The following is a 21,952-nucleotide window of genomic DNA, read 5'->3' on the forward strand; positions in this document are numbered from 1 at the left end:
ACGTTTTGCGACTTGACCCTGATGGCAGTTCTATTATATAATAGGTATGTTAAATAGTTAACATACCTATTTTTTTTGCTCTTTTTTGTCTAAAGTACCCAAAAATCACGAAAGAAGGGGTTAGTTATGAATATTTATATCTGCGTGGGGAGCTCCTGCCATCTCAAGGGCTCTTACAACATCATCAATCTGATGAAAGAGGCTCTGGAAAAAAACAGCCTCTCCGACAAGGTCAACGTCTCGGCCGCGTTCTGTCTGGGCCGCTGCACCGACGGCGTGACCATCAAGGTGGATGACGAGATCATCACCGGCGTCTCGCCCGACAATTTCAACGATATCTTTGACAAATATGTCCTGAAGGGGAATCTGTAAATGAGCGACTTTCTGGGGCTGAAAAAGTCCAACTGCAAAAACTGCTATAAGTGCATTCGCCACTGCCCGGTCAAAAGCATCAAATTTGCAGACGACCAGGCGAACATCGTGTCGAACGAATGTATCCTGTGCGGCGAATGCTTTGTCAACTGCCCGCAGAACGCCAAGGTCATCCGGGACGACCTGCCGCAGGTGAAAGAACTGATCGCCTCCGGCCGGCCGGTCATCGCCAGCGTCGCCCCCTCGTTCATCTCTGAATTCGGGGCCACCAACTTCAGCCAGGTCAAGCGGGTGCTGCAAAAGCTGGGCTTTGCCTCGGCCGAGGAGACCGCCATCGGCGCCGGCATCGTCAAAAACCGCTATCAGGAAATGATCGCAGACGGGCAGCACCCGCTGATCATCTCCTCCTGCTGCCACACCATCAACACCCTGATCCAGAAATATTATCCCGGCGCGCTGCCCTATCTGGCCGACGTGCTCTCGCCCATGCTGGCCCACTGCCAGCTGATCAAAGAGCAGAACCCCGGCGCGGCGACAGTCTTTATCGGCCCCTGCATCTCCAAAAAAGAGGAGGCCAGCATTTACGGCATCTGCGACGTGGTGCTCACCTTTGAGGACCTGGAGAGCTGGATGACCGAAGAGCATCTCGTCATCGAGCCCGACCCCGCCGACGAGAGCGGCAAGCGCCCGCGCTTTTTCCCCATCCCCGGCGGCATCATCGCCAGCATGGATACGGCCGACACCGGCTACAGCTATATCGCCATCGACGGCGTGGAAAACTGCAAGGCGGCGCTCAAGGAGATCGAGGCCGGCGGCCTCAGCGGCTGCTTTGTGGAGATGAACGCCTGCGAGGGAGGCTGCATCAACGGACCCGCCACCACGACGCGTCACCAGCGCAGCATTGCGGGCGCGGTCAAGGTGCGCTCGTTTGCCGGCAAAGAAGAATTTGACGCCGAACTGAAAGCCCCGCTGGAGAAAAAGATGGACTACATAGGCGTGCGCGCCCAGATCCCGGGCGAAGCGGCCATCAAGGAGATCCTGTCCAAAATGGGCAAGACCAGCCCGGAAAAAGAGCTCAACTGCGGCAGCTGCGGCTACAACACCTGCCGCGAAAAGGCCATCGCCGTCTATCAGGGCAAGGCCGACCTGTCGATGTGTCTGCCGTTTTTGAAAGAGAAAGCGGAGAGCTTTTCCGACAAGATCATCAGCAACACGCCCAACGCCATCTTCGTGCTGGATGAAGATCTGAACATCCAGCAGATCAACCAGGCGGCGCTGAGTCTGTTCAACATCCCCGCCGGCGCCGACCTCAAGGGCACGCCGCTGGTGCGCATCCTCAACCCCACCGACTACCTCAACACCATGGTCACCGGCAGGAACGTGCTGGACAAAAAGTACTATCTTGCCGAGTACAAAAAATATGTGGCCGAGACCATCATCTACGACAAGGAATACCACATGATCTTCAGCATCATGCGGGACATCACCGACGCGGAGACCAAGGCCTCGCAGGAGGACGATCTGCGCCGCGAAACGGCCGAGATCACCGACCAGGTCATCGAAAAGCAGATGCGGGTCGTGCAGGAGATCGCATCCCTTCTGGGTGAGACGACAGCCGAGACCAAGATCGCGCTGACAAAGCTCAAATCGACGATCCAGAAATAGGGAGGCTGCATATGAACAACCTGTGGACCGACACCGGCTACGTCAGCATCAACAAAAACGGCGAGCAGCTGTGCGGTGACAAGGTGGAGATCATCGGCACGGCGGACGACTGCCTGACCCTTGTCCTGGCGGACGGCCTGGGCAGCGGCGTCAAGGCAAACATCCTCTCCACCCTGACCTCCAAGATCCTGTGTACGATGATCGATGCGGGCATGTCCATCGAGGACTGTGTGGACACCATCGTCAAGACCCTGCCCGTCTGCCAGGTGCGCAAGGTCGCTTACAGCACTTTCACCATCATCCACATCGAGCACAACGACACCGCACGCATCATCCAGTTCGACAACCCCAACGTCATCTTTCTGCGGGACGGCAAAAGCGTGGACTACCCCATCGTCAGCCGGATGATCGGCGACAAGACGGTACTGGAAAGCACCGTCTCGCTGCAGCTGGACGATACCTTTATCGCCATGAGCGACGGCGCCATCTACGCCGGTGTGGGCAAAACACTCAACTTTGGCTGGCAGCGCGAGAATATCGTCGACTTTTCGGAGGCCATTTTCGACTGGTCGATGTCCGCCAAGACCATCTCCACCATGATCGTGGACGAGTGCAACAGCCTGTATGAGGGCGAGCCGGGGGACGACACCACCATTGCCTGCGTCAAGATCAAAAAGCGTAACCCGGTCAATCTGATGATCGGGCCGCCTTCGGACCCCAAGGACGTAAACATGATGATGAACCTCTTCTTCTCCAAAGAGGGCGCAAAGATCGTCTGCGGCGGCACCACCAGCACCCTGGCGGCCCAGTTCCTGGGCAAGCCGGTCAACACCAGCATCGACTACTGCGACCCCGAGATCCCCCCCATCGCCTATGTGGAGGGCATCGATCTGGTGACCGAGGGCGTCATCACCATCAGCCGCGTGGTGGAGTACGCAAAAGCCTATCTTTCCAGCAATGACATCTCGGCGCCCTGGGCCAACCGCAAGGACGGCGCCGCCCAGATCGCCCAGATGCTGTTTGAAAAAGCCACCGACATCAACTTCTTTGTCGGCAAGGCCATCAACCCCGCGCACCAGAACCCCAACCTGCCCATCAATTTCGGCATCAAGATCCGCCTGATCCAGGAACTGGCCGAGTGTCTTGAAAAAATGGGCAAGCACATCAAGGTCAGCTATTTCTGATAAACAGGAGCCGCGCTGCGCCCTGCCGGACCCAAAGCGCGCCGCGGCGTTCAGGAGAGGAAGGAATCTGCAACGTGAATGGAAGAATTTTTGACACCCGCGTCCAGTGGCTGAAGTACAAGGTCCTCAAAGAGGTCGCCAAGCACGCCTATGCCGACACCCTGCAGGACGCCTACCGGGAGATCCCCAAGGCCATCATCCCGGACGGCGCCAAAGCGACCATGCGCTGCTGCATCTACAAAGAGCGCGCGGTGCTGGGCGAGCGCGTGCACAGCGCTCTGGGCGGCGACCCGGAAAACCCGAACGTGATCCAGGTGCTGGACATCGCCTGCGACGAGTGCCCCGTGAGCGGCTACACGGTGGGCCCCGACTGCCGCGGCTGTATCGCCCACCGCTGCGAAGAGGTCTGCCCGCGCGGGGCGATCACCGTCGAGGGCCAGCACGCCCAGATCGATCACTCCAAATGTGTGGGCTGCGGCAAGTGCGCGTCGGTGTGCCCGTACAACGCCATCAGCAAGCACACCCGCCCCTGCGAAAACGCCTGCAAGGTGAACGCCATCCACATGAACGAGGAGAAAAAAGCCGAGATCGACAACGGCAAGTGCATCTCCTGCGGCTCCTGCGTGTACATGTGCCCGTTTGGGGCCATCGTGGACCGCAGCTTTATCGTGGACGTCATCAAGCTGCTGCGCGCCAGCAAAAACAACCGCAATTATAAGGTGTATGCGGTGGTCGCCCCCTCGGTGTCCAGCCAGTTCAATTACGCCAAGCTGGGGCAGGTCATCTCGGGGCTGAAAACGCTGGGCTTTTACAATGTGATCGAGGCGGCCCTCGGCGCGGACATGGTCTCGCTGTCCGAAAGCCGCGAGCTGGCGGAGCGCGGCTTCCTGACCAGCTCCTGCTGCCCGGCGTTTGTCGATTACATCAAAAAGAATTTCCCCGCCATGACCGACAAGATCTCCTCGAACCTCTCCCCCATGGGCGCGGTGGGCAAATTTGTCAAGGCGACCGATCCCGAAGCCAAAGTTGTCTTTATCGGCCCCTGCACCGCCAAAAAGATGGAGTTCCAGCTGCCGGAAGTCAGCCCCTATGTGGACGGCGTGCTCACCTTTGAAGAGCTGCACGCCCTGTTTGAGGCCTGCGAGATCGACCTGACCGCGCTGGAAGAGGACGTGCTGGACAACGCCTCTTACTACGGGCGCATCTTTGCGCGCAGCGGCGGTCTGTCCGACGCTGTGGCCCAGGCATTCCGCGAGCAGGACATCAAGGACTTTGAGGCAAAGCCGGTGGTCTGCAACGGCATTGAGGAGTGCAAGCTGGCGCTGCTCAAAGCCAGCCGCAACCTGCTGCCCGGCAACTTTATTGAGGGCATGGCCTGCATCAACGGCTGCATCGGCGGCGCGGGCTGCCTGACACACGGCCCCAAGGACAAAAACGAGGTGGACGAATACGGCCGTCTGGCGCTGGAAAAGACCATTGAGAGCGCGGCGGGCATCACCTTCGGCGTCAGCCCGGAAAAGGAATAAGACCTACAAAAAAACTGTGCGTCCCCCGGCGGCGTCCGCCGCCCGGAGGGGCGCACTTTTACTACGGGAGTGCTTTTATGGAACTGTTGGAGCAGCGCATTTTAAAGGACGGCAAAGTCAAAGAGGGCAATATCCTGAAAGTGGACAGCTTTCTCAACCACCAGATCGATATCGCCCTGATGAATGAGATGGGACGGGAGTTTTTCCGCCTGTTCCGCGGCGAAGCCATCACCAAGATCGTCACCATTGAGGCCAGCGGTATCGCCATTGCCGCCATTGCCGCCCAGTATTTTCATGTGCCCATCGTTTTTGCCAAAAAGGCCAAGAGCAAAAACATCGACGGGGACGTGTACACATCGGTCATCCGCAGCTACACCCACGGCAATGATTACACCGCCATGCTGGAGAAGAAATTTTTGACCCCGCAGGACCGCATCCTGATCCTGGACGACTTTCTCGCCACCGGGAAAGCGCAGCTGGGCCTGCTGGACATCGCCCGGCAGGCAGGTGCGGCCGTGGCAGGCATCGGCATCGCCATTGAAAAGGGGTTCCAGGGCGGCGGCGACAAGCTGAGAGAGGCGGGCTACAACCTGCACAGCCTTGCCGTCATCGACCGGATGGACCCGGAGGGCATTGTGTTCCGCCACATCTGAGGCGGTCGCAAAGCGCTGCGGCATTTTGCCGCTGCGGGACAAAAACGGCAGGCGTTTGGAACGCGCCTGCCGTCTTTTGCTGCGCCGCTTCCCCACCGTGCGGGCAGTGCAGACAGAGGTTGATCCGGCTCCGGCTGGTCGTGCGCGGCAACGGCGCCTCTCCCCCCCACCGTGCGGGCAGCGCAGAAGGGTGGCGCAAATCCGCTTTCCTCGTGTTTTTGCATAAAGAAAAACCACTCGCCGGACGAACGGTTCAAAAAAGTCTCATGGCGATGATGCAGAGAAAGTAACGCCCTTTGCTAAAATAGAAATGAGGTCTGTCAACTGCACAAAAAAACAAAGGGCGTTTCTCCAAAGAATGACCTAAAACGGTTTATCTCATAGGGAATCAGGCATTCTGGTGTCGAGGATACTGCGCAGATACAGCGAAAAATGCAAAAAGAACAGAAAAGTCCATACGACGTCCGCTGGAACAAGATGGAGCAGGCGGGCCTCTGACAATAAATTTTTTTAATAAGCCCGTTTACGGGCGGCAAGCGGACGCTCCCCTGCAGCCGGCAGGGCGCATCAACGTGGGGGCGCGGCGCGCGTGCCGGTATTCCAGGGGCTTACCCGTCTGTAAAAAGCCGCCGGCCTTGCCGGGGAATTTTTATTGTCCTGCCGCCGCGCGGCGGGCCGTCTCACTTTTGAAAACCGCTGAGGAAACGTTTGATGCGGTCGTTCTGCTGACTTTCAAAAAACTCCGCGGCGGAGCCCCCGGCGATGATCTCCCCATCTTCAAAAAACAGGATGCGGTCCGCCACCGTGCGCGCAAACTCCATTTCATGGGTGACGATGAGCATCGTGATATCCTGCTGCGCCAGCTTGGCGATGACCGACGTGACCTCTGCGGTCAGTTCCGGGTCCAGGGCGCTGGTGGGCTCGTCAAAAAGCATGATCTGGGGGTCGATGGCCAGCGCCCGGGCGATCGCCACCCTCTGCTGCTGCCCGCCCGACAGCATGGCCGGATAGCTGTCGGCCTTGTTTTCCAGCCCTACCAGCCTCAGCAGGCGGTCGGCATTGGCGATCGCGTCGGCCCGGTTCTGTTTTAAGATCTGCAGGGGCGCGATGGTGATGTTTTCAAGACAGGTCAGGTGCGGAAACAGGTTGAACTGCTGAAAGACCATGCCCGTTTTCATGCAGATGCGGCGCAGCTCCTTTTCAGGCGGATACTTCACAGCGCCGTCCACCGTTTCCACCAGCGTGTCCCCATCGATGACGATGCGGCCGCTGGAAACGCGTTCCAGATCATTGATGCAGCGCAGCAGCGTGGATTTGCCGCTGCCGGAAGAGCCGATGATCGCCACCGCCTCCCCGCGCTCCACCGTGAGTGAAACGCCCTTGAGAGCCTCAAAGCCGCCGAACCGCTTCGTCACGTTCTCCACTGTCAAAATAGGCACGGTTCAGGCCTCCTTTTTTTGATGGCGGCTGAAATATTTCTCCAGCCGCTCATACACCATGGTCATGACAAAAGTAATGGCCAGATAGATCACTGCGGCCACCACGTACGCGGTGATATTCACATCCCGGTTGACCGCCCCCTGGGCCGCTTTCAGCAGCTCGCCCACGCCGATGGCCGTCACCAGGGCGGTATCTTTCACCAGTGTGATCGTCTCGTTGCAGACGGGCGGGATCACCCTGCTGACCGTCTGCGGGATGATGATGAGCCGCATGGTCTGCCAGGGCGTGAACCCCAGCGTCTTTGCCGCCTCGTGCTGTCCTCTGTCGATGGACTGGATGCCGCCGCGATAGATCTCGGCAAAATAAGCCGCGTAATTGAGCACAAAGGTGAGCACCGCGGCCGGGAAACGGTCGAACGTCAGCCCCAGAAACGGCAGGCCGTAATAGACGAAAAAGAGCTGCAGCATCAGCGGCGTGCCGCGAAAGATCCAGATATAGCCGCGTGCCAGCCAGCGCAGGGGCAATACCCGGGAAATGCTGCCCAGCGTGAACACCAGCCCCAGCGGCAACGAAAAAACCAGGGTCAGTGCAAATATTTTCAGGGTCTGCCACAACCCCTGCATCAACGCCGGCATCAACGCCGCGATATAGGAAAGATCCATCCGCTCTCCTCCACCTTTGCTGCCGCCTGCGCGGCTTTTTTGCGGTCAGACAGCAAAGCCGGCGGACGCTTTTCCCGCATCCGCCGCCTTGCCGGTCACAGACCTGTTTATTTTACCACATTGCGGGCTGGCGCGCCAGCCCCTGTCACTGCACCATGATGTCGGCACCAAACCATTTTTCAGAGACCTCGGCCGCCTTGCCGCTCTCGATACAGGCCGCAATGGCGTCGTTGACCGCCTGGGTCAGCTCCGTGTCCCCCTTGCGGAAGCCGATGGCATACAGATCGTCGCCGAAGTCAAAAGAGGCGACGCCGAAAGCGTTGTCCATCTGGGTGTTCTTGTACTGGCCCAGCACCTCGTCGACGATCATCGCGTCCAGACGGCCGGCCTGCATATCCATGATCACCTGGTCATAGGTATCGTATTCTGTCAGCTGATCTTTGATGGCGTCATACACAGAGTCCGCCTTGATGACCTCCAGCGCCGAAGAATCCGCCTGCGTCCCCAGCTTGTAGTTGGCCAGATCCTCTTTGTCGGCGATCTCCACGCCCTGGTTGGTCATGACGATGATCTTGTTGTTCAGGTAGGGGTCCGACAGGCTCATGGTCTGCTGCCGCTCCGGCGTGATGGACATGCCGTTCCAGACGCAATCGATCTTGCCGGTGGAAAGTTCCATCTCCTTGGCTTTCCAGTCGATGGGCTGGAAAACAGCCTTGACCCCCAGCTCTTCACAGACCGCTGTGGCAAGGTCGATATCAAAGCCCACCAGATCATTGTTTTCGTCCCGGAAGCCCATCGGCGCAAAGGTGTCGTCCAGACCAATGACCAGTTCCCCCTTGGCCTGGATGTCGGCCAGCGTGGTGGAATATCCCGCCGCACTGGAAGAAGCGCTTTGAGCCTGGGAGCCAGAACCCCCAGACGGCTCCCCGCTGCCCGCGCCCGAAGCTGTCTGATAACTCGTATCGCCGCCGCAGGCCGTGAAGCTCAGGGCCAGCGCGGCCGCGAGCAGAACCGATATCGTCTTTTTCATCTTGGATCCTCTCCTCAATTCTTTTCTCTCTTGTGCGGCTGAGAGCCGCCTGCTCTCTCGAGTACAGGCTTATTGTACTTCATTCTGATAAAGCTGTAAAGTGCTAATTTGATAAAATTTTGATTTTTGTGCAGGCGGGCACTGACAGGCCTTTTAGCGGTCAACATTTTATGACATTCTCACAAAAAATATTTTTGCTTTTTGTTCTTTTCTTTCCGCCCACACTTACTGCCCGTCTTTTTTCCATTTCCCATAAAAAGTAAAATTTATCCTTGACAAACCCCCTGCTCCTCCCTTATAATAAATAAGGCTCATCAGTCAAGTGGTCACAGTTGCTATAAAAAGCTCCTGTTCCGGGCACAATAAATGCGGCTTTAGCTCATCTGGTAGAGCGCCACCTTGCCAAGGTGGAGGTAGCGAGTTCGAGCCTCGTAAGCCGCTCCAATACGGTGCTGTAGCCAAGTGGTAAGGCAAGGGTCTGCAAAACCCTCATGCGACGGTTCAAATCCGTCCAGCACCTCCAAAAAAACGCGGACATCTCAAGGGATGTCCGCGTTTTCTGTTTGCATCTGCCATGCACCCCGGCAGCCCCGGCACGGCCGCGCGGCTGCGCCGAATAAAGCCGGCGTGCGGCCGCACACACACGCGGGCAAAACAGGAGGCAGACCGTTCCCTGCCGGCCTGTGTCTGGCCATCAGGTCCCTGCAAGGCTACCCGCCCTCTGCAGGGTCTCCTGCCTCCGTATGGCCGTCTCCTCCGCGCGGCTCCCCTGTTAGAAAACTTTCTTGCGATCTTTTTTATTTTCCGATCTTTTCCTTTGGGGGGAACCGTCTCTTTTTGTGAGGCCTGCCTTTTTGGGAGAAAACGGCTTCCTTATGGGAAAGAGGCCCCTGTGCGGGAGATCCGTCCTTTTGCGGGGGAGCCCATCCCTTTGGGAAACTCGTCTCTTTAAGAGAGCCATTCCTTGCAAAGACCCCATTCCTTCTTTAGGGAGCCTCGTTCCCTTGGAGCCCCCCCCTTTGCGGAAAATCATTTGTTTAAAGTAAACATTCCCTTTGCAGGAACCCGTCCCTTTAGGGGACCTCTTTCCCTTTCAGGGATCCCATCCCTTTGGAGGCAACCCGGGCAGTCTCTGCCTGCCTTCGTGGGACTTTAACAGGCCTTTGCCTATCCGTTTCCCTCCCCCGGGACGATCTGGCGCTGGAAATGGCAAAATGGGGAGGGCGGCAACCTCTGGTTGCCGAAATGACAGAAACTGTTGGTGGCGCCGCCGCGACTCTTTCTGGTATGATAAGCTACAGATAAAGGAGGTTTTATCATGACGATCGGAGAGCGGATCGGCGCCCTGCGGCGGGCCGCAGGGCTGTCGCAGGAGCGTCTGGCCGAGCAGCTGGGCGTCTCCCGGCAGGCTATCGGCAAGTGGGAGTCAGGGTCCTCCCTGCCCGGCGTGGACAATTTGCAGGAACTGGCCCGCGCACTGGGCGTGAGCTGTGACGAACTGATCACCGGCGAGAAAGCGCCGTCCGGCGAAGATGCGGAGCCCGCAGAGGGCACTGTGGCCCTGGAGAGCGTGCGCGCGCTGCTGGACGGGCAGGCCGAGGCGCAGCAGCGCACTGGCCGGGCACACCGGTGGGTCGCCGCTGCGCTGGCCTTTCTCGCCTGCGCGGCTGCCGCCGCCTGTGTCTTTATTGCCGTCCACACCAGCGGCCGGCTGAACTATTTTTCCAATAAAATAGGGGGACTTGAGGCCGCGGTCGCCGGCCTTGACAGCACCATCGACAGCACCATCGACGCCCGGGTCGCCGGCATCGAAAACAGCCTGCAGCAGCAGGCCAGCCTGATCGCCAGCTTTGATTTTCACTATGGCAGCCCGGGGTGGAACGCCGCCTGGGTGCCGCTGTCCGTCAGCGTGCTGCCAAAAGCGTACCAGCCCGGCATGTCCGCCGCGTTCACCCTGTTCCCCTCGGGCGGCGACGCCGTCATCGTACAGGGCAATCCCGACGGGGGAAACGGCTTTGGCGGCGAGCTGAAGATCCCGCTGGAGGCGGACTATTCCGATTTCATCCTCTCGGTGAGTTTTACCGGCCCCGACGGCAGCGTGCAAAGCGAAGAGCTGCTGCGGGAGACGGACTTTGTCCGGGGCTACCGCGCTCTGGTGCAGGTCGCCCCCAGGGAATTCACCATCAGCCACTCCGCCCTCGGCCCCGACACAGACCAAGTGTGGCGTGTGGGCGGCGAATTTGAGCTCAGCATCGAGCGCGGCTATCAGGACACCTCTCCTTACCCCGTGGCTGCACAGGCGGATCTGGTGGTGGGCGGCAAGGTGGTGCAGACCGCAGAGGTGGACGTTTCTCTTTTCAGCGACTTCGCCGACCAGCCGTCTCAGGATGAACCGGCCACATTTATGTCCGGCGGCTCCTTTTACGCCTCCTTTGAGATCGGCTCCTATGAAATCGCAGGCCCCGACGAGGTGGAGATCATCGCCCGCGTCACTGAAAACACCGGCAGTGTGATCACTGCGTCCCATCATTTCTGACCTTTTTCCGGGGCCATTCCTCCTGGCGCCTTACAGGGCCGCCAGCACGGCCAGAAGCCCCGACAGACTGCTGAGGGCCGTAAGCCCCAGCACCGCCAGGCAGAGCAGCAATACCGCGGTCTTGTGTCTGGTCATTCCCTGTCCCCCCTTTTGTGATGTGCTGTCTCTCATTTATTCAACGAAGTTCCAGCCGCCGCGGCTTCAGCTGCCAGGATCTTCTTCTCGCCGCGGCGCTGTCCGCAGTGCCAAAACGGGTGGTCTTGCGCGCCTGTGGGGTCTTTCACCGCAACAACAGCGGGCCGTCCTCCTTTTGGAGGACGGCCCGCTGTTGTCTTTGCCGTTCCGCCGCGGTTTGGGGCTTCAAAGCCCGCGCACGGCGTTTTTTACAGTTTTTGGATGGCCTCGATGACCATATCCCGCAGAGTGGCGGGGTTGCCCTGGCCGCGGCTCGCTTTCATGCATTGCCCCACCAGGAAGCCCGCGACGTTCACCTTGCCCTTTTTGTAATCCGCCACGGCCTTGGGGTTGTCGGCCAGCACCTGATCCACGATGCCCGACAGCGCCGAAGCGTCGCTGATCTGGGCCAGGCCTTTTTCCTCCACCACCTGCGCCGGTTCCACATCCCGCCGCATGATCTCTTCCAGCACGGTCTTGGCCGCCGTGTTGGAGATCGTCCCCTTGTTGATCAGCACGATCATGTCTGCCAGATGTTCCGGGGTAAGGGCGGTGTCGGTGATCTCGATGCGCTGTTCGTTGAGGATCTTGGCGATATCGCCCAAAAGCCAGTTCGCGGCGATCTTCGCTTCGCATCTGCCCAGTGCGGCGCAGGCGTCAAAGAAATCAGCCCGCGCCTTGTTGACGCTGAGCAGCTGGGCGTCCACTTTCTGCAGCCCGAAATCCTTGACATAGCGCAGCGTCCTGGCGGTAGGCAGCTCCGGCAAGCTGGCCTTGAGGGCCGCGATCTTCTCCTCGCTCACCACAAAGGTGAGCAGATCGGGATCGGGGAAGTAGCGGTAATCCTGCGCGTCTTCCTTGCTGCGCATCAGGATGCTCTTGCCCTTGGCGTCATCCCAGCGGCGGGTCTCCTGCTGGATGGTCCCGCCGGAGGCCAGCACCTCCATCTGGCGCTCGGCCTCATAGACGATGGCGCGGTAAACTGCGCCAAAGCTGTTGACGTTTTTCATCTCGCACCGGGTGCCGAACTCGCTGGCGCCCCGGGGCCGCACCGAAACGTTCACGTCGCAGCGCACGCTGCCCTCCTGCATCTTGGCGTCGCTGATGCCCAGATACAGCAGTATGGTGGTGATGGTCTCAAGATACGCTTTTGCCTCGTCGGCGCTGCGCAGGTCCGGCTCGGAGACGATCTCGATCAGGGGCACGCCGCAGCGGTTGTAATCGCAGAGAGTGCCGTCGAAAGAATCGTCGTGGATCAGCTTGCCGGCGTCCTCCTCGATGTGGATGCGGGTGACGCCGATGCGGCGCACCTCGTCCCCCACCAGCACGTCCAGATAGCCGCCCTCACACAGGGGCACGTCGAACTGGGATATCTGATAAGCTTTGGGCAGGTCGGGGTAAAAGTAGTTTTTGCGGTCCTGCTTGGTGACGCCGTTGATGCGGCAGTTCAGGGCATGGCCCATGCGCACCGCGCTTTCCACCACCTGGCGGTTCAGCACCGGCAGGGTGCCGGGCAGGCCCATGCAGATCGGGCAGCAAAGGGTGTTGACCTCGGCGCCGAAGCGGTTTTCGCAGCTGCAGAAGATCTTTGTTTTCGTATTCAGCTCGGCGTGTACCTCAAGGCCGATCACGGTTTCAAAGTTGTTGTTCATCTCTCGCTCACATCTCCTTTACTGCAAAGCCGCCCACGGCCGTCTCATAGCATTTCGCGATCGAGAGCAGCCGCGTTTCGCTGAACCGGGGCCCGATGACCTGCATGCCGATGGGGAGGCCCGCAGCGTCGCTGCCGCAGGGCAGGCTGACGCCCGGCAGGCCGGCAATGTTCACCGTGACGGTGCACACGTCGGTGGCGTACATCTGCACCGGATCGTCGCACTTTTCCCCCAATTTGAACGCGGTGGTGGGATTGACCGGGGTGACGATGGCGTCACACTTTTCAAATGCGTCCGCAAACTCCTGCCCGATAACGCCCTGCAGCAGCTTGGCCCGCTTGTAGTAAGCGTCATAGTAGCCTGAGCTGAGCACGTAAGTACCAAGCATGATGCGGCGCTTCACCTCCGCGCCGAAGCCCTGGCTGCGGGTGGAAAGGTAAAGGTCGTTCAGGGTGCCCTCCCGGTTGCCCGAAAAGCCGTATTTGACCCCGTCGTACCGGGCCAGATTGCTGCTGGCCTCGGCGGAGGAGATGATATAATAGGCGGCCAAGGCATAGTCGGTGGAGGGCAGGGAGATCTCGACCACCTCTGCCCCAAGCCCTTTCAGGCGCTCCACGGCGGCATAGACCGCGGCCTTGACTTCCGGGGAGATGCCCTCGCCGAAATATTCTTTGGGCACGCCCAGACGCAGGCCCTTCACCTCGCCCCGCACCTCGCCCAGCGCGGCGTTTTTGGAGGTGGCGTCTCTGGGGTCGTGGCCGCAGATGGCGCCGTACAGCAGGGCCACGTCGTCCACGGTGCGGCCAAACGGGCCGATCTGATCCAGAGATGAGGCAAAGGCCACCAGACCGTAGCGGCTGACTGCGCCATAGGTGGGCTTCAGGCCCACAATGCCGCAAAAGCTGGCCGGGCAGCGGACCGAACCGCCGGTATCAGAGCCCAGCGCCAGCGGCACCTCGCAGGAGGCCACCGCCGCCGCACTGCCGCCGGAAGAGCCGCCCGGCACCCGGCTGGTGTCCCAGGGATTTTTCGTCTTTTTGAAATAGGAGTTTTCACAGCTCCCGCCCATGGCAAACTCGTCCATATTTGTCTTGCCGGTCAATACCGCGCCCTGCGCTTCCAGCTTTTCCGTGACAGTGGCGTCATAGGGGGGCACGAAATTTTCCAGCATGCGGGAGGCGCAGGTGGTGCGCACCCCTCTGGTGCAGATGTTGTCTTTCACCGCCACCGGGATGCCCGCCAGCGGGGCAAGCTCCTCCCCCGCCGCGATCTTCGCATCCACGCGTTCAGCGGCTGCACGCGCCTCGTCGGCAGTGACGGTCAAAAAGGCGTCCACCTGCCCCTCCACAGCCTCGATGCGGCCCAGCGCGGCCTCGGTGATCTCGGCGGCGCTGACCTCTCTGCCGCGCAGCAGGGAGGAGAGTTCGGTCGCCGAATACTCATACAGCTTTCTCATTTTTTCTTCCTCCCTCTTTTTATTCTACGACCTTGGGCACCATCAGGCAGCCTGCCGCGGTGTCGGGCGCATTTTTGAGCATCTCGTCCCGCGGAAAGGACGGCTGCACCACGTCCGGGCGCAGCTCCATCGTGTTTTCCGGGTCGAGCAGGCTCTCTTTGCTGGCCAGCTCGGGAAGTTTTTCCACCATACTCACAATACTGGAAAGCTCCTGCTCCATGCGGGGCAGCTCCTCCTCGGGGATATCGAGCTTCGCAAGCCTGGCGATATGCCGCACATCGATCTCCATACTGGACACTCCTTTTTTCTTTCTTCTATTTTTTCAGTTCCTGTGAATCATTTCTAAAAACGCAGCCTCGTCGATGACCGGCACGCCCAGGTCGTTCGCCTTGGTCAGTTTGCTGCCGGCCGCCTCGCCCGCCAGCACATAGCTGGTGCGTTTTGACACCGACCCGGTGGCTTTGCCGCCGTTTTTCCGGATCAGCTCCTCCGCCTCGTCCCGGGAGAGGGTCGGCAGGGTGCCGGTGACTACGATGGTCCTGCCCGCCAGATAATCGGTCTTTTCCTCGCCGGTATACGCCATGTTGACGCCTGCCGCGCGCAGTTTTTCCACCAGATCGCGGCTGCCGGGCTTTGAAAAAAACTCCGCCACGCTTTTGGCCATGATGCCGCCGTAGCCGTCGATCGCAGCGATCTCCTCTTCGCCCGCCGCCATAATGCCGTCAATGGTGGAAAAGCGCTCGGCCAGCAGGGTGGCCGCCGTATCGCCGATATTGCGGATGCCCAGCCCGTTGATGAGCCTGTCCAGGTTATTGGCCTTGGACGCTTCGATGGCTGCCAGCAGGTTGGAGGCCGATTTCTCTTTGAATTTATCCAGCGTCAGCAGCTGCTCTTTTGTCAGATAGTAAAGATCAGCCGCGTTGGACACATATCCCCTGTCCACCAGCTGTCCCAGCACCGCCGGGCCGCAGCCGTCGATATCCATGGCGCCCCGGGAAGCAAAATGGATCAGGTTGCGCATCGTCTGGGCCGGACATTCCGGGTTGAGGCAGCGCAGCGCGGCCTCGTCCGGCAGGCGCGAGACCGGCTCGCCGCAGGAGGGGCAGACCGTGGGCATCTCAAAGACCGGGGCGTCCGACCGGTGGGCCGCCACGCCCAGAACTTCCGGGATGATATCCCCCGCTTTGCGCACCTGGATCACGTCCCCGATGCGGATCTGCTTTTCCCGGATAAAATCCTCGTTGTGCAGCGACGCGCGGGCCACAGTGGTCCCGGCCAGAAAAATGGGATCAAAGATGGCCGTCGGGGTCAGCACGCCGGTGCGCCCCACCGAGATCTCGATCCGGCGCAGCTCCGACTCTTTTACCTCCGGCGGATATTTGAAAGCCACCGCCCAGCGCGGAAACTTGCTGGTGCTGCCCAGATTATTGCGCAGCCCGAAATCGTCCACCTTGACCACCGCGCCGTCAATGCCGTAATTGATCTCGCCACGCGTGTTGCCGATGCGCTCGATCTCGGCGCGGATCTCCTCTGCGGAGGACGCGGTCCTGAACCCCGGCGAGACCTTGAAGCCCAGGCCCGCCAGATACTCCAGGCTCTCCGCATGCCCCTGAAAGCTGCGCCCCTGGCACTGCTGCACGTTGAACACAAAGATGGAAAGGCCCCGCTTGGTCGTCACCGAGGGGTCTTTTTGGCGCAGGGAGCCGGCCGCGGCATTGCGCGGATTTTTAAAAGGCCGCTTGCCCTCGTCCTCCTGCTGTGCCGCCACGGCGGCAAAGACGTCCTTCGGCATATAGACCTCGCCCCGCACCTCAAGAAAAGCGGGCGCGTCTTTCAGCCGGCTGGGGATATCGCGGATGGTGCGCAGGTTTTCGGTCACGTCCTCGCCCACCACGCCGTCGCCGCGGGTGGAGCCGCGCACGAATACGCCGTCGCGGTATTCCAGACTCACTGACAGCCCGTCGATTTTGGACTCCACCACAAAGGAAGCCTGAGGCGATTCCTCCCGCACGCGCCGCACAAAGTCCTCCACGTCCTCAAAGGAGAACACGTCCTGCAGGCTCTCCATCTTGACGGCATGGACCACCTTTTCAAAGGCGGAGGAGGCCGCCGCATCGATCTTCTGGGTGGGGGAGTCCGCTGTCACCAGCTGGGGAAACTCCCGCTCCAGCTGTTTGAGTTCCTGGGTGAGCCGGTCGTACTCATAGTCCTCCAGCTCCGGGGCGTCCTGATTGTAATACAGGTCGTCGTTTCTTCTGATCTCAGCACGCAGTTCCTCTATTCTGGCACGCGCCTGATGTTCTTCCATGCACTCACCGCCCTATCTAATTTAGTATAGCACAACTTCGGCGCTTCGGCTATATTCTGGGCGGTATTTTTGTCTAAAATTCATGATGGACAGCCCTTACACCAACGGGTCTCCCACTGCGTAAAACTGCGGCACATTGCCTACGATCAGGGTGTCTGCGATGCTGACCTGGGTGTTGACGGTCACGCTGGTGGTATAGCCCGGGATGATGGCGCTCATCTCCACCTTGAACTGCATCAGGATCTTGTGCTGGGTCTGATTGATGCCCGCGGCCTCCAGCGTGCTGGTGATATCGCTCTCCACAAACGACGCCGGCACGACCTGAAAGCGAATGGACGGGCCGCGCCCGGCAAAGATCTGCCAGCCCAGCAGCGTGCCCAGCGGCACCTCCACTTCCTCCAGCTGCAGGGCGGCCAGCCGGGCGCTCACCGCGCTGGTCAGCCGCGCTTTGAGGCGGTTGATGGCGGCCGCGTCCGCCTGGATAGAGGAAACGGTGCCGTCTTGCAGCCGGTCGATGGTCACCAGGTCGTCATAGCCGATCTCCTCTTTTTCCAGCTCGTCGAGCACCGCTTCATTGATGGCAAGGATGCTGCTGACCCGCGCCTGGTATTGCGCCATCGTGATGACCACCGGCCGCACCTCGTTGTCCAGCGCCGCCAGCAGGCCGACCGCCGCAGCAAGCACTGCGGCCAGCCGCAGCGCCCAGGGCAGCCTGCGGCGTTTCCGCCCCGTTCTTTTCTGCCGGTAACGCATCCCGCCACCCCCCTGCTTTCTTCTTTTCACTATATGCGGGCAGGGCAAAAAACGTCACTTTTTTCGCTGCAAATCAAACAAACCCGGGCCGCAAAGCGCGCATAAAGCAGCGCTGCGGCCCGGGTTTGTTTCAGATAGGAAAAACAGAGTTGCAGCGTCTCACAGCGGCTTGCCCGCCAGGACCTCTTTGAAATCCTGGTAGTTGCGCTGCAGCAGCGCGGGGGTGTCCAGACCATAGGGGCATTTCGCCGCGCATTGGCCGCAGCCGACGCAGTCCTCGATCTTTTTCATCATCGCCTGCCCCTCCTCCGACAAAAAGTTGATCGCCGGGGCGCGGCGCATCATGACCGAAGCCCTGGCGCAGGAGTTGATCTTGATCCCCTGCGGGCAGGGCATGCAGTAGCCGCAGCCGCGGCAGAAATCTCCCTCCAGTTCCCGCCGGTCCTGCTCGATGACGGCACGCAATTTGTCGTCCAACCGGGGCGGCGTGGGCAGATAGGACAAAAATTCGTCCAGCTCGCGCTCGCGCTGGATGCCCCAGATCGGCAGCACGCCCTGGTGCTGCGCCACCCACGCGCAGGCCGCCGCCGAATTGGTGATCAGGCCCCCGCAAAGTGCTTTCATGGCAACGAACGCCATCCCCTTTTCAAGACAGGCGTCGGCGACGGCCAGCTCTTTTTCGCTGCTGATATAGCTGAACGGGAACATGAGCAGGTCGTACAGGCCGGAGTCGATCGCCTCGTGAGCCACGTCCAGACGATGGTTGGTGATGCCGATGAACCGCACCTTGCCCTGCCGCTTTGCCTCCAGCATAGCGTCGTAAAGCCCGCTCTCATCCCCCGGTCTGGGGCAGAAAGACGGGGTGTGAAATTGATAAACGTCCACATAGTCGGTGCCCAGCAGCCGCAGGCTGGTGTGCAGATCGTCCCAAAACGCGTGGGCAGTCTGAGCCATCGTCTTGGTCGCGATAACCACCTTGTCCCGCATGCCTGCAAAGGCCGCGCCCAGCTTTTCTTCGCTGTCGGTATAGGCCCTGGCGGTGTCAAAATAGGTCATGCCCCCCTCCTGCGCCCTGCGCAGCAGGCGGACGGCCTCCTCCTTGGAGATGCGCTGGATGGGCAGCGCCCCAAACCCGTTCTGCTCCACGGTCAGCCCGGTGCGTCCCAATGTCATCTTTGCCATGATTTTTCCTCCCTTTTTTTCACTTGCCCAAACCGGCGCAGCGGCCCGCGCGGCTCACAGCCCCCGCGCTTTCAGGCCGCTTACCAGCTGCACATAAAATTCCCGCACATCAAAATCCGGGATATTCTCCCGGTTGAGATCGATCATGTCGGCGTGGGAGACCCCGCGTTTTTTAGTGCGCACCAGCCGGAACGCTTCCCCCCAGGGCATGGACTCCACCGCCACCAGGCCGTCGTTTTCCCCATCAAAATGCCGCACCAGCGGATAGGTCATGTTGAGCGGGAATTTGCCGCTGGCCGCGCGGCGCATCACCGAACCGACGCTCTGGTAAAGCACGCCCGGCAGGTCCGGGGTCTGCTCGTTGAAGCGCGCACAGGAGGAGGCCGTCAGGTCCTGGACCGCACGCAGAAAATCCGGCTCCCGGTCTCCCAGCAGCCGCGCCGCCCGGTTATATCTGCGGGCAATGGCGTTCTGCACCCGGGCGGAGATCCGCCCCAGCAATTCATCCGCGAACAAACAGCCCCGGTGCGGGGTGTTGACAGTGGTCAGCGACGCCACCAGCTCGCCGGCCCCCGCATGGGTGATGGCGTAGCGGCAGTCAAGGCCGCCCTTGGAATGGGCGATCAGATTCACCTTTTCACATCCGGTCTCACGCACAAGCTCGCGGATGCGCTCGGTCAGCTCCGCGCCGCTGTCCGCCACTGAGGCGGCGGACTGCTGCCCGCCGTAATAGACGGCGGCGCCATTGCGCTTGAGTTCTGCGGGGATGCGGCCCCAGTAATCCAGCAATTTTGAATCCCGGAAAAAGACGCCGTGTACCAGCAGGATGGGGTATCGGGTCGCGCAGATCTCATTTTCAGCCCGCACCGCGTTCAGTTCCAGCCGGGCCCGCTCAAAGGCCACCTCCCGCCCGGTGATGCGCAGGATCCGCCCCAGTGCCCAGAGATGGACCAGCGGTATCCAGCCGCAGAGCGCGCCGATCACTCTCCATTTGATGCCCAGCTGTACCGAGGTGAGATAGACCCGAAGCATCCCGTTCCAGAACAGGAGATTTTCCAATACCAGCACGCTCAGCAGGTGCAGCAGCACATTTGCCGTGTTCAGCGGACGGCAAAACACAAAAAACAAAATCGAAAACACGATCTCCGCCGCCGTGACGGCCAGAAACTGCTTCAGCAGCTCACCGCCGCTGTCCAACACCTCAATGCGGCGCGAGGACGCCCCCTTTTGCGGCAGGCGCAGATTCGCCGCAAAAAACAACAGCACCAGCAGCACAAAGCCCCAGCCGCTGAACGCCCGTCCTGTCCAGACCGACAATGCATAAAAGTTGATCGTCACAAAAAAGAGCAGGGCCGAGCCGGCCCGCACCGCAAATTTTTTCATGGTCTCCCCCGGTCTTCGGCAGCTTCTTTTTTTCTATGTTACCACGCCTTGGCCCAAAAAGGAATCCTTTTGTTTCCTCCGAACCGCCCGCGGCCCAGAGGCCTTGCACTTTTTTTAAAGAGATGAGCCCCGAACGCCGCGCAGCCAAGAGGACCCGCCTTTTTCCCCGCACAAGCTCAGGAAGGACTCCCATCCGGCGCGAAGAGAGCGCCGGCGCCGCACTGCCGCGGGCCGCCCGCTCCCCTCCACTGAGCGCAGGGCCGCAAAGCGCGCAAAACCGGGGAGGACAGACGCGCAAGGACCTTGTGTCCGGCATCTCTTCCCCGGCCCTGCACGCCCTTATCGGGCAGCCTGGTGCCTTTGCACGGCGTCCCGCATGCGCAGCAGGCCTTTTTCCACAATGGTGCGGGGCATGGCCAGATTCAGCCTCACAAAGCCTGCGGCGCTGCCCACAAACAGGCTGTCGCTGCCCTCCCAAAAGGCGCGCATCAGCGTTATCTTTTTTCAGCGTTCCAACAGGGCTTCGCAAGGCGTGCGGAGATGGAGAGACTGCCGGGAGCGGCTCCCGCATTCGTCATCTCGTCACAGAGCCATAAGGCTGTCCGCAGTCTGAGAGAGGTGCAGCATGAGTTCTTTCAGGGCAGCGTAAAAGGCGGGAGCGTCGCCCGCCTCCAGGCTGCGGGCCAGAGGCCGGACCGCAGGGGCGTCCGTCCGGCCTCCCAGAAGAGGCAGGCCCAGCAGAAGAGCCTCATACAGCTTGTCCCCTATCCCCTGAAATCCAGCCTGCCCGTGCAGCAGGTAACGCATGCAGGTGAGAAATGCCGTGGGACCTTCTGTGTCGTCCAGCTGGTTGAGCCGAGCGGCGCAGACATCGAGTTCCTCCGTCTGCAGAGCGACCCGTTCCACGATGGTGTTGAACGAAATGCACAGGATCTGCAGGACCTCCTGCAGCGCTTTGAGGATGCCCTGTACACTCCTATCCTGAACATGGTCGGGGACCCGGGTCATCTCCGTCACCCTGGTCCCCGCGCCGCGGGAGGTCGCGACGACGCCCAGCTTCTCCAGGAGGTCCATGGTCCGCCGGATGGTGCTGAAAGAGGCGCCATAGTGTTCTGCCAATTCCCCATAAAACGGCAGAGTATCTCCCGGGCGGTATTCCCGCTCAACAAAGATGCGGTTTATCATCTGCGCCGCCACCGAGTAGCAGAGCTGGGGATGATCCCGGTAGACCTTCCATTCGAAAGGAATTTGTTCCGGCGCCGAAATAAATTTGCCTGCGTGCGGGATATAGAGGCAAAGGATCTGGTCCATCAACCCCTGAACCTCCATATAAATGCGAAAAAGGCCCTCCCGGTCCTGGCGGTCACAGGCGGCGACAAGGCTTTCCGACAGCGCCTGCAGACGCTGTTTATCCACCGTATCTCCCCAGCGCCGGAGCAGGGTGTGAGGAAACTGATAGAACGAGACGACATCGTTAAAAAGGTAAAGAGCAAGCCTGTTTTTGAGCGCCAGAAACATAGCGCGCCCGCAGAAGAAAGAAACGTAGAAATCCCCGTGCCCCAGTTTGGCCGCCATCTCTTTGATATGCCGCATTTCCGGCGGGCCAAGCCTGCGGCACCCCTCCCGCATAAGAGGTGTGAACAGGACCTGAAGCGTCTCCCGCAGCGACTGAACGGCATCTCGGCGGGCCAAGTAGTAGGTCCGGCAATTCCGAATACACTCTTCCTCTGTGATCTGGTAAACGACCGTGGTCCTGCGGCCGGCAGATAAGCTGATGTATCCGTCCTGCTGGAGCTGGGTATAGGCGCTGTGTACGGTCCGGGAGGAGGCATGGTAGATTTTGGTCAATTCCTCAATGGAGGGCAGGCAGTCGCCTGTTTTGTAATAGCCAAACCGGATTTGGGCTGCAAAAAATTTGTAAATAAGGCTGTACCGCACACTTCTCATATGTTGCCCTCCTTTTGCTATCCCTCACC

The 21,952-nt window shown here is 60.1% G+C and carries 18 protein-coding genes and 2 tRNA genes; 8 read left to right on the plus strand and 12 right to left on the minus strand.

Features of this window, described 5'->3' with window-relative positions; all coding sequences use genetic code 11:
- Positions 1 to 126 precede the first annotated feature (126 nt).
- From H8S23_RS01295 to H8S23_RS01315, 5 genes are all read left to right on the plus strand, one after another.
- Positions 127 to 372, plus strand: a complete 246-nt coding sequence (locus tag H8S23_RS01295; protein WP_186886509.1) for a (2Fe-2S) ferredoxin domain-containing protein — start codon at positions 127 to 129, stop codon at positions 370 to 372.
- Positions 373 to 2,037 carry a [Fe-Fe] hydrogenase large subunit C-terminal domain-containing protein gene (locus H8S23_RS01300; protein WP_186886510.1) on the plus strand — a complete coding sequence of 555 codons (1,665 nt, stop codon included), beginning with the start codon at positions 373 to 375 and terminating at the stop codon, positions 2,035 to 2,037.
- An 11-nt stretch (positions 2,038 to 2,048) separates the two neighbouring features.
- Positions 2,049 to 3,221 (plus strand): SpoIIE family protein phosphatase, encoded by a 1,173-nt coding sequence (locus H8S23_RS01305; protein ID WP_186886511.1) that lies wholly within the window; start codon positions 2,049 to 2,051, stop codon positions 3,219 to 3,221.
- Positions 3,222 to 3,295: 74 nt separating this feature from the next.
- Positions 3,296 to 4,747: a monomeric [FeFe] hydrogenase gene (locus tag H8S23_RS01310; RefSeq protein WP_186886512.1), complete on the plus strand. Its 1,452-nt coding sequence runs from the start codon at positions 3,296 to 3,298 to the stop codon at positions 4,745 to 4,747.
- A gap of 77 nt (positions 4,748 to 4,824) precedes the next feature.
- The gene (locus H8S23_RS01315; RefSeq protein ID WP_186886513.1) at positions 4,825 to 5,400 is read left to right on the plus strand and encodes a xanthine phosphoribosyltransferase; all 576 of its coding nucleotides are present in this window, start codon (positions 4,825 to 4,827) and stop codon (positions 5,398 to 5,400) included.
- A 680-nt stretch (positions 5,401 to 6,080) separates the two neighbouring features.
- Here the strand turns inward: H8S23_RS01315 and H8S23_RS01320 are convergent.
- From H8S23_RS01320 to H8S23_RS01330, 3 genes are all read right to left on the minus strand, one after another.
- A complete protein-coding gene (locus H8S23_RS01320; RefSeq protein ID WP_341479874.1) occupies positions 6,081 to 6,839 on the minus strand; it encodes an amino acid ABC transporter ATP-binding protein in 759 nt (252 codons plus the stop codon).
- Positions 6,840 to 6,842: 3 nt separating this feature from the next.
- The gene (locus H8S23_RS01325; RefSeq protein WP_186886514.1) at positions 6,843 to 7,502 is read right to left on the minus strand and encodes an amino acid ABC transporter permease; all 660 of its coding nucleotides are present in this window, start codon (positions 7,500 to 7,502) and stop codon (positions 6,843 to 6,845) included.
- Between the two features lie 145 nt (positions 7,503 to 7,647).
- The gene (locus H8S23_RS01330; protein WP_186886515.1) at positions 7,648 to 8,532 is read right to left on the minus strand and encodes an amino acid ABC transporter substrate-binding protein; all 885 of its coding nucleotides are present in this window, start codon (positions 8,530 to 8,532) and stop codon (positions 7,648 to 7,650) included.
- Between the two features lie 368 nt (positions 8,533 to 8,900).
- Between H8S23_RS01330 and H8S23_RS01335 the strand changes: the two genes are divergently transcribed.
- The 3 genes from H8S23_RS01335 (at position 8,901) to H8S23_RS01345 (ending at position 11,068) form a co-directional block, all read left to right on the plus strand.
- A tRNA-Gly gene (locus tag H8S23_RS01335) sits at positions 8,901 to 8,976 on the plus strand.
- A 4-nt stretch (positions 8,977 to 8,980) separates the two neighbouring features.
- Positions 8,981 to 9,055: transfer RNA gene (locus H8S23_RS01340), tRNA-Cys, on the plus strand.
- 795 nt (positions 9,056 to 9,850) lie between these two features.
- Positions 9,851 to 11,068 carry a helix-turn-helix domain-containing protein gene (locus H8S23_RS01345; protein WP_186886516.1) on the plus strand — a complete coding sequence of 406 codons (1,218 nt, stop codon included), beginning with the start codon at positions 9,851 to 9,853 and terminating at the stop codon, positions 11,066 to 11,068.
- Between the two features lie 383 nt (positions 11,069 to 11,451).
- Here H8S23_RS01345 and gatB read toward each other — a convergent pair whose 3' ends face one another.
- The 9 genes from gatB to H8S23_RS01390 all read right to left on the minus strand — a co-directional run bounded on the left by gatB (position 11,452) and on the right by H8S23_RS01390 (position 21,923).
- On the minus strand, positions 11,452 to 12,894 hold the full coding sequence (gene gatB, locus H8S23_RS01350; RefSeq protein ID WP_186886517.1) for an Asp-tRNA(Asn)/Glu-tRNA(Gln) amidotransferase subunit GatB: 1,443 nt from the start codon (positions 12,892 to 12,894) through the stop codon (positions 11,452 to 11,454).
- 7 nt (positions 12,895 to 12,901) lie between these two features.
- Positions 12,902 to 14,350: an Asp-tRNA(Asn)/Glu-tRNA(Gln) amidotransferase subunit GatA gene (gene gatA / locus H8S23_RS01355; RefSeq protein ID WP_186886518.1), complete on the minus strand. Its 1,449-nt coding sequence runs from the start codon at positions 14,348 to 14,350 to the stop codon at positions 12,902 to 12,904.
- Positions 14,351 to 14,369: 19 nt separating this feature from the next.
- Positions 14,370 to 14,639: an Asp-tRNA(Asn)/Glu-tRNA(Gln) amidotransferase subunit GatC gene (gatC, locus tag H8S23_RS01360; RefSeq protein ID WP_186886519.1), complete on the minus strand. Its 270-nt coding sequence runs from the start codon at positions 14,637 to 14,639 to the stop codon at positions 14,370 to 14,372.
- A gap of 33 nt (positions 14,640 to 14,672) precedes the next feature.
- Complete coding sequence (gene ligA / locus H8S23_RS01365) at positions 14,673 to 16,658, minus strand: NAD-dependent DNA ligase LigA (protein WP_186886520.1); 1,986 nt, start codon at positions 16,656 to 16,658, stop codon at positions 14,673 to 14,675.
- A 96-nt stretch (positions 16,659 to 16,754) separates the two neighbouring features.
- The gene (gene yunB, locus H8S23_RS01370) at positions 16,755 to 17,411 is read right to left on the minus strand and encodes a sporulation protein YunB (RefSeq protein ID WP_186886521.1); all 657 of its coding nucleotides are present in this window, start codon (positions 17,409 to 17,411) and stop codon (positions 16,755 to 16,757) included.
- A 159-nt stretch (positions 17,412 to 17,570) separates the two neighbouring features.
- Positions 17,571 to 18,593 carry an aldo/keto reductase gene (locus tag H8S23_RS01375; RefSeq protein ID WP_186886522.1) on the minus strand — a complete coding sequence of 341 codons (1,023 nt, stop codon included), beginning with the start codon at positions 18,591 to 18,593 and terminating at the stop codon, positions 17,571 to 17,573.
- A 54-nt stretch (positions 18,594 to 18,647) separates the two neighbouring features.
- On the minus strand, positions 18,648 to 19,976 hold the full coding sequence (locus H8S23_RS01380) for an esterase/lipase family protein (RefSeq protein ID WP_186886523.1): 1,329 nt from the start codon (positions 19,974 to 19,976) through the stop codon (positions 18,648 to 18,650).
- A gap of 339 nt (positions 19,977 to 20,315) precedes the next feature.
- Positions 20,316 to 20,465, minus strand: a complete 150-nt coding sequence (locus H8S23_RS01385) for a hypothetical protein (RefSeq protein WP_186886524.1) — start codon at positions 20,463 to 20,465, stop codon at positions 20,316 to 20,318.
- 93 nt (positions 20,466 to 20,558) lie between these two features.
- Complete coding sequence (locus tag H8S23_RS01390; protein WP_186886525.1) at positions 20,559 to 21,923, minus strand: GntR family transcriptional regulator; 1,365 nt, start codon at positions 21,921 to 21,923, stop codon at positions 20,559 to 20,561.
- Positions 21,924 to 21,952 lie beyond the last annotated feature (29 nt).

The sequence above is a fragment of the Anaerofilum hominis genome (genome assembly GCF_014287275.1).
In the GTDB taxonomy this organism is placed as follows: Bacteria; Bacillota; Clostridia; order Oscillospirales; family Ruminococcaceae; genus Pygmaiobacter; species Pygmaiobacter hominis.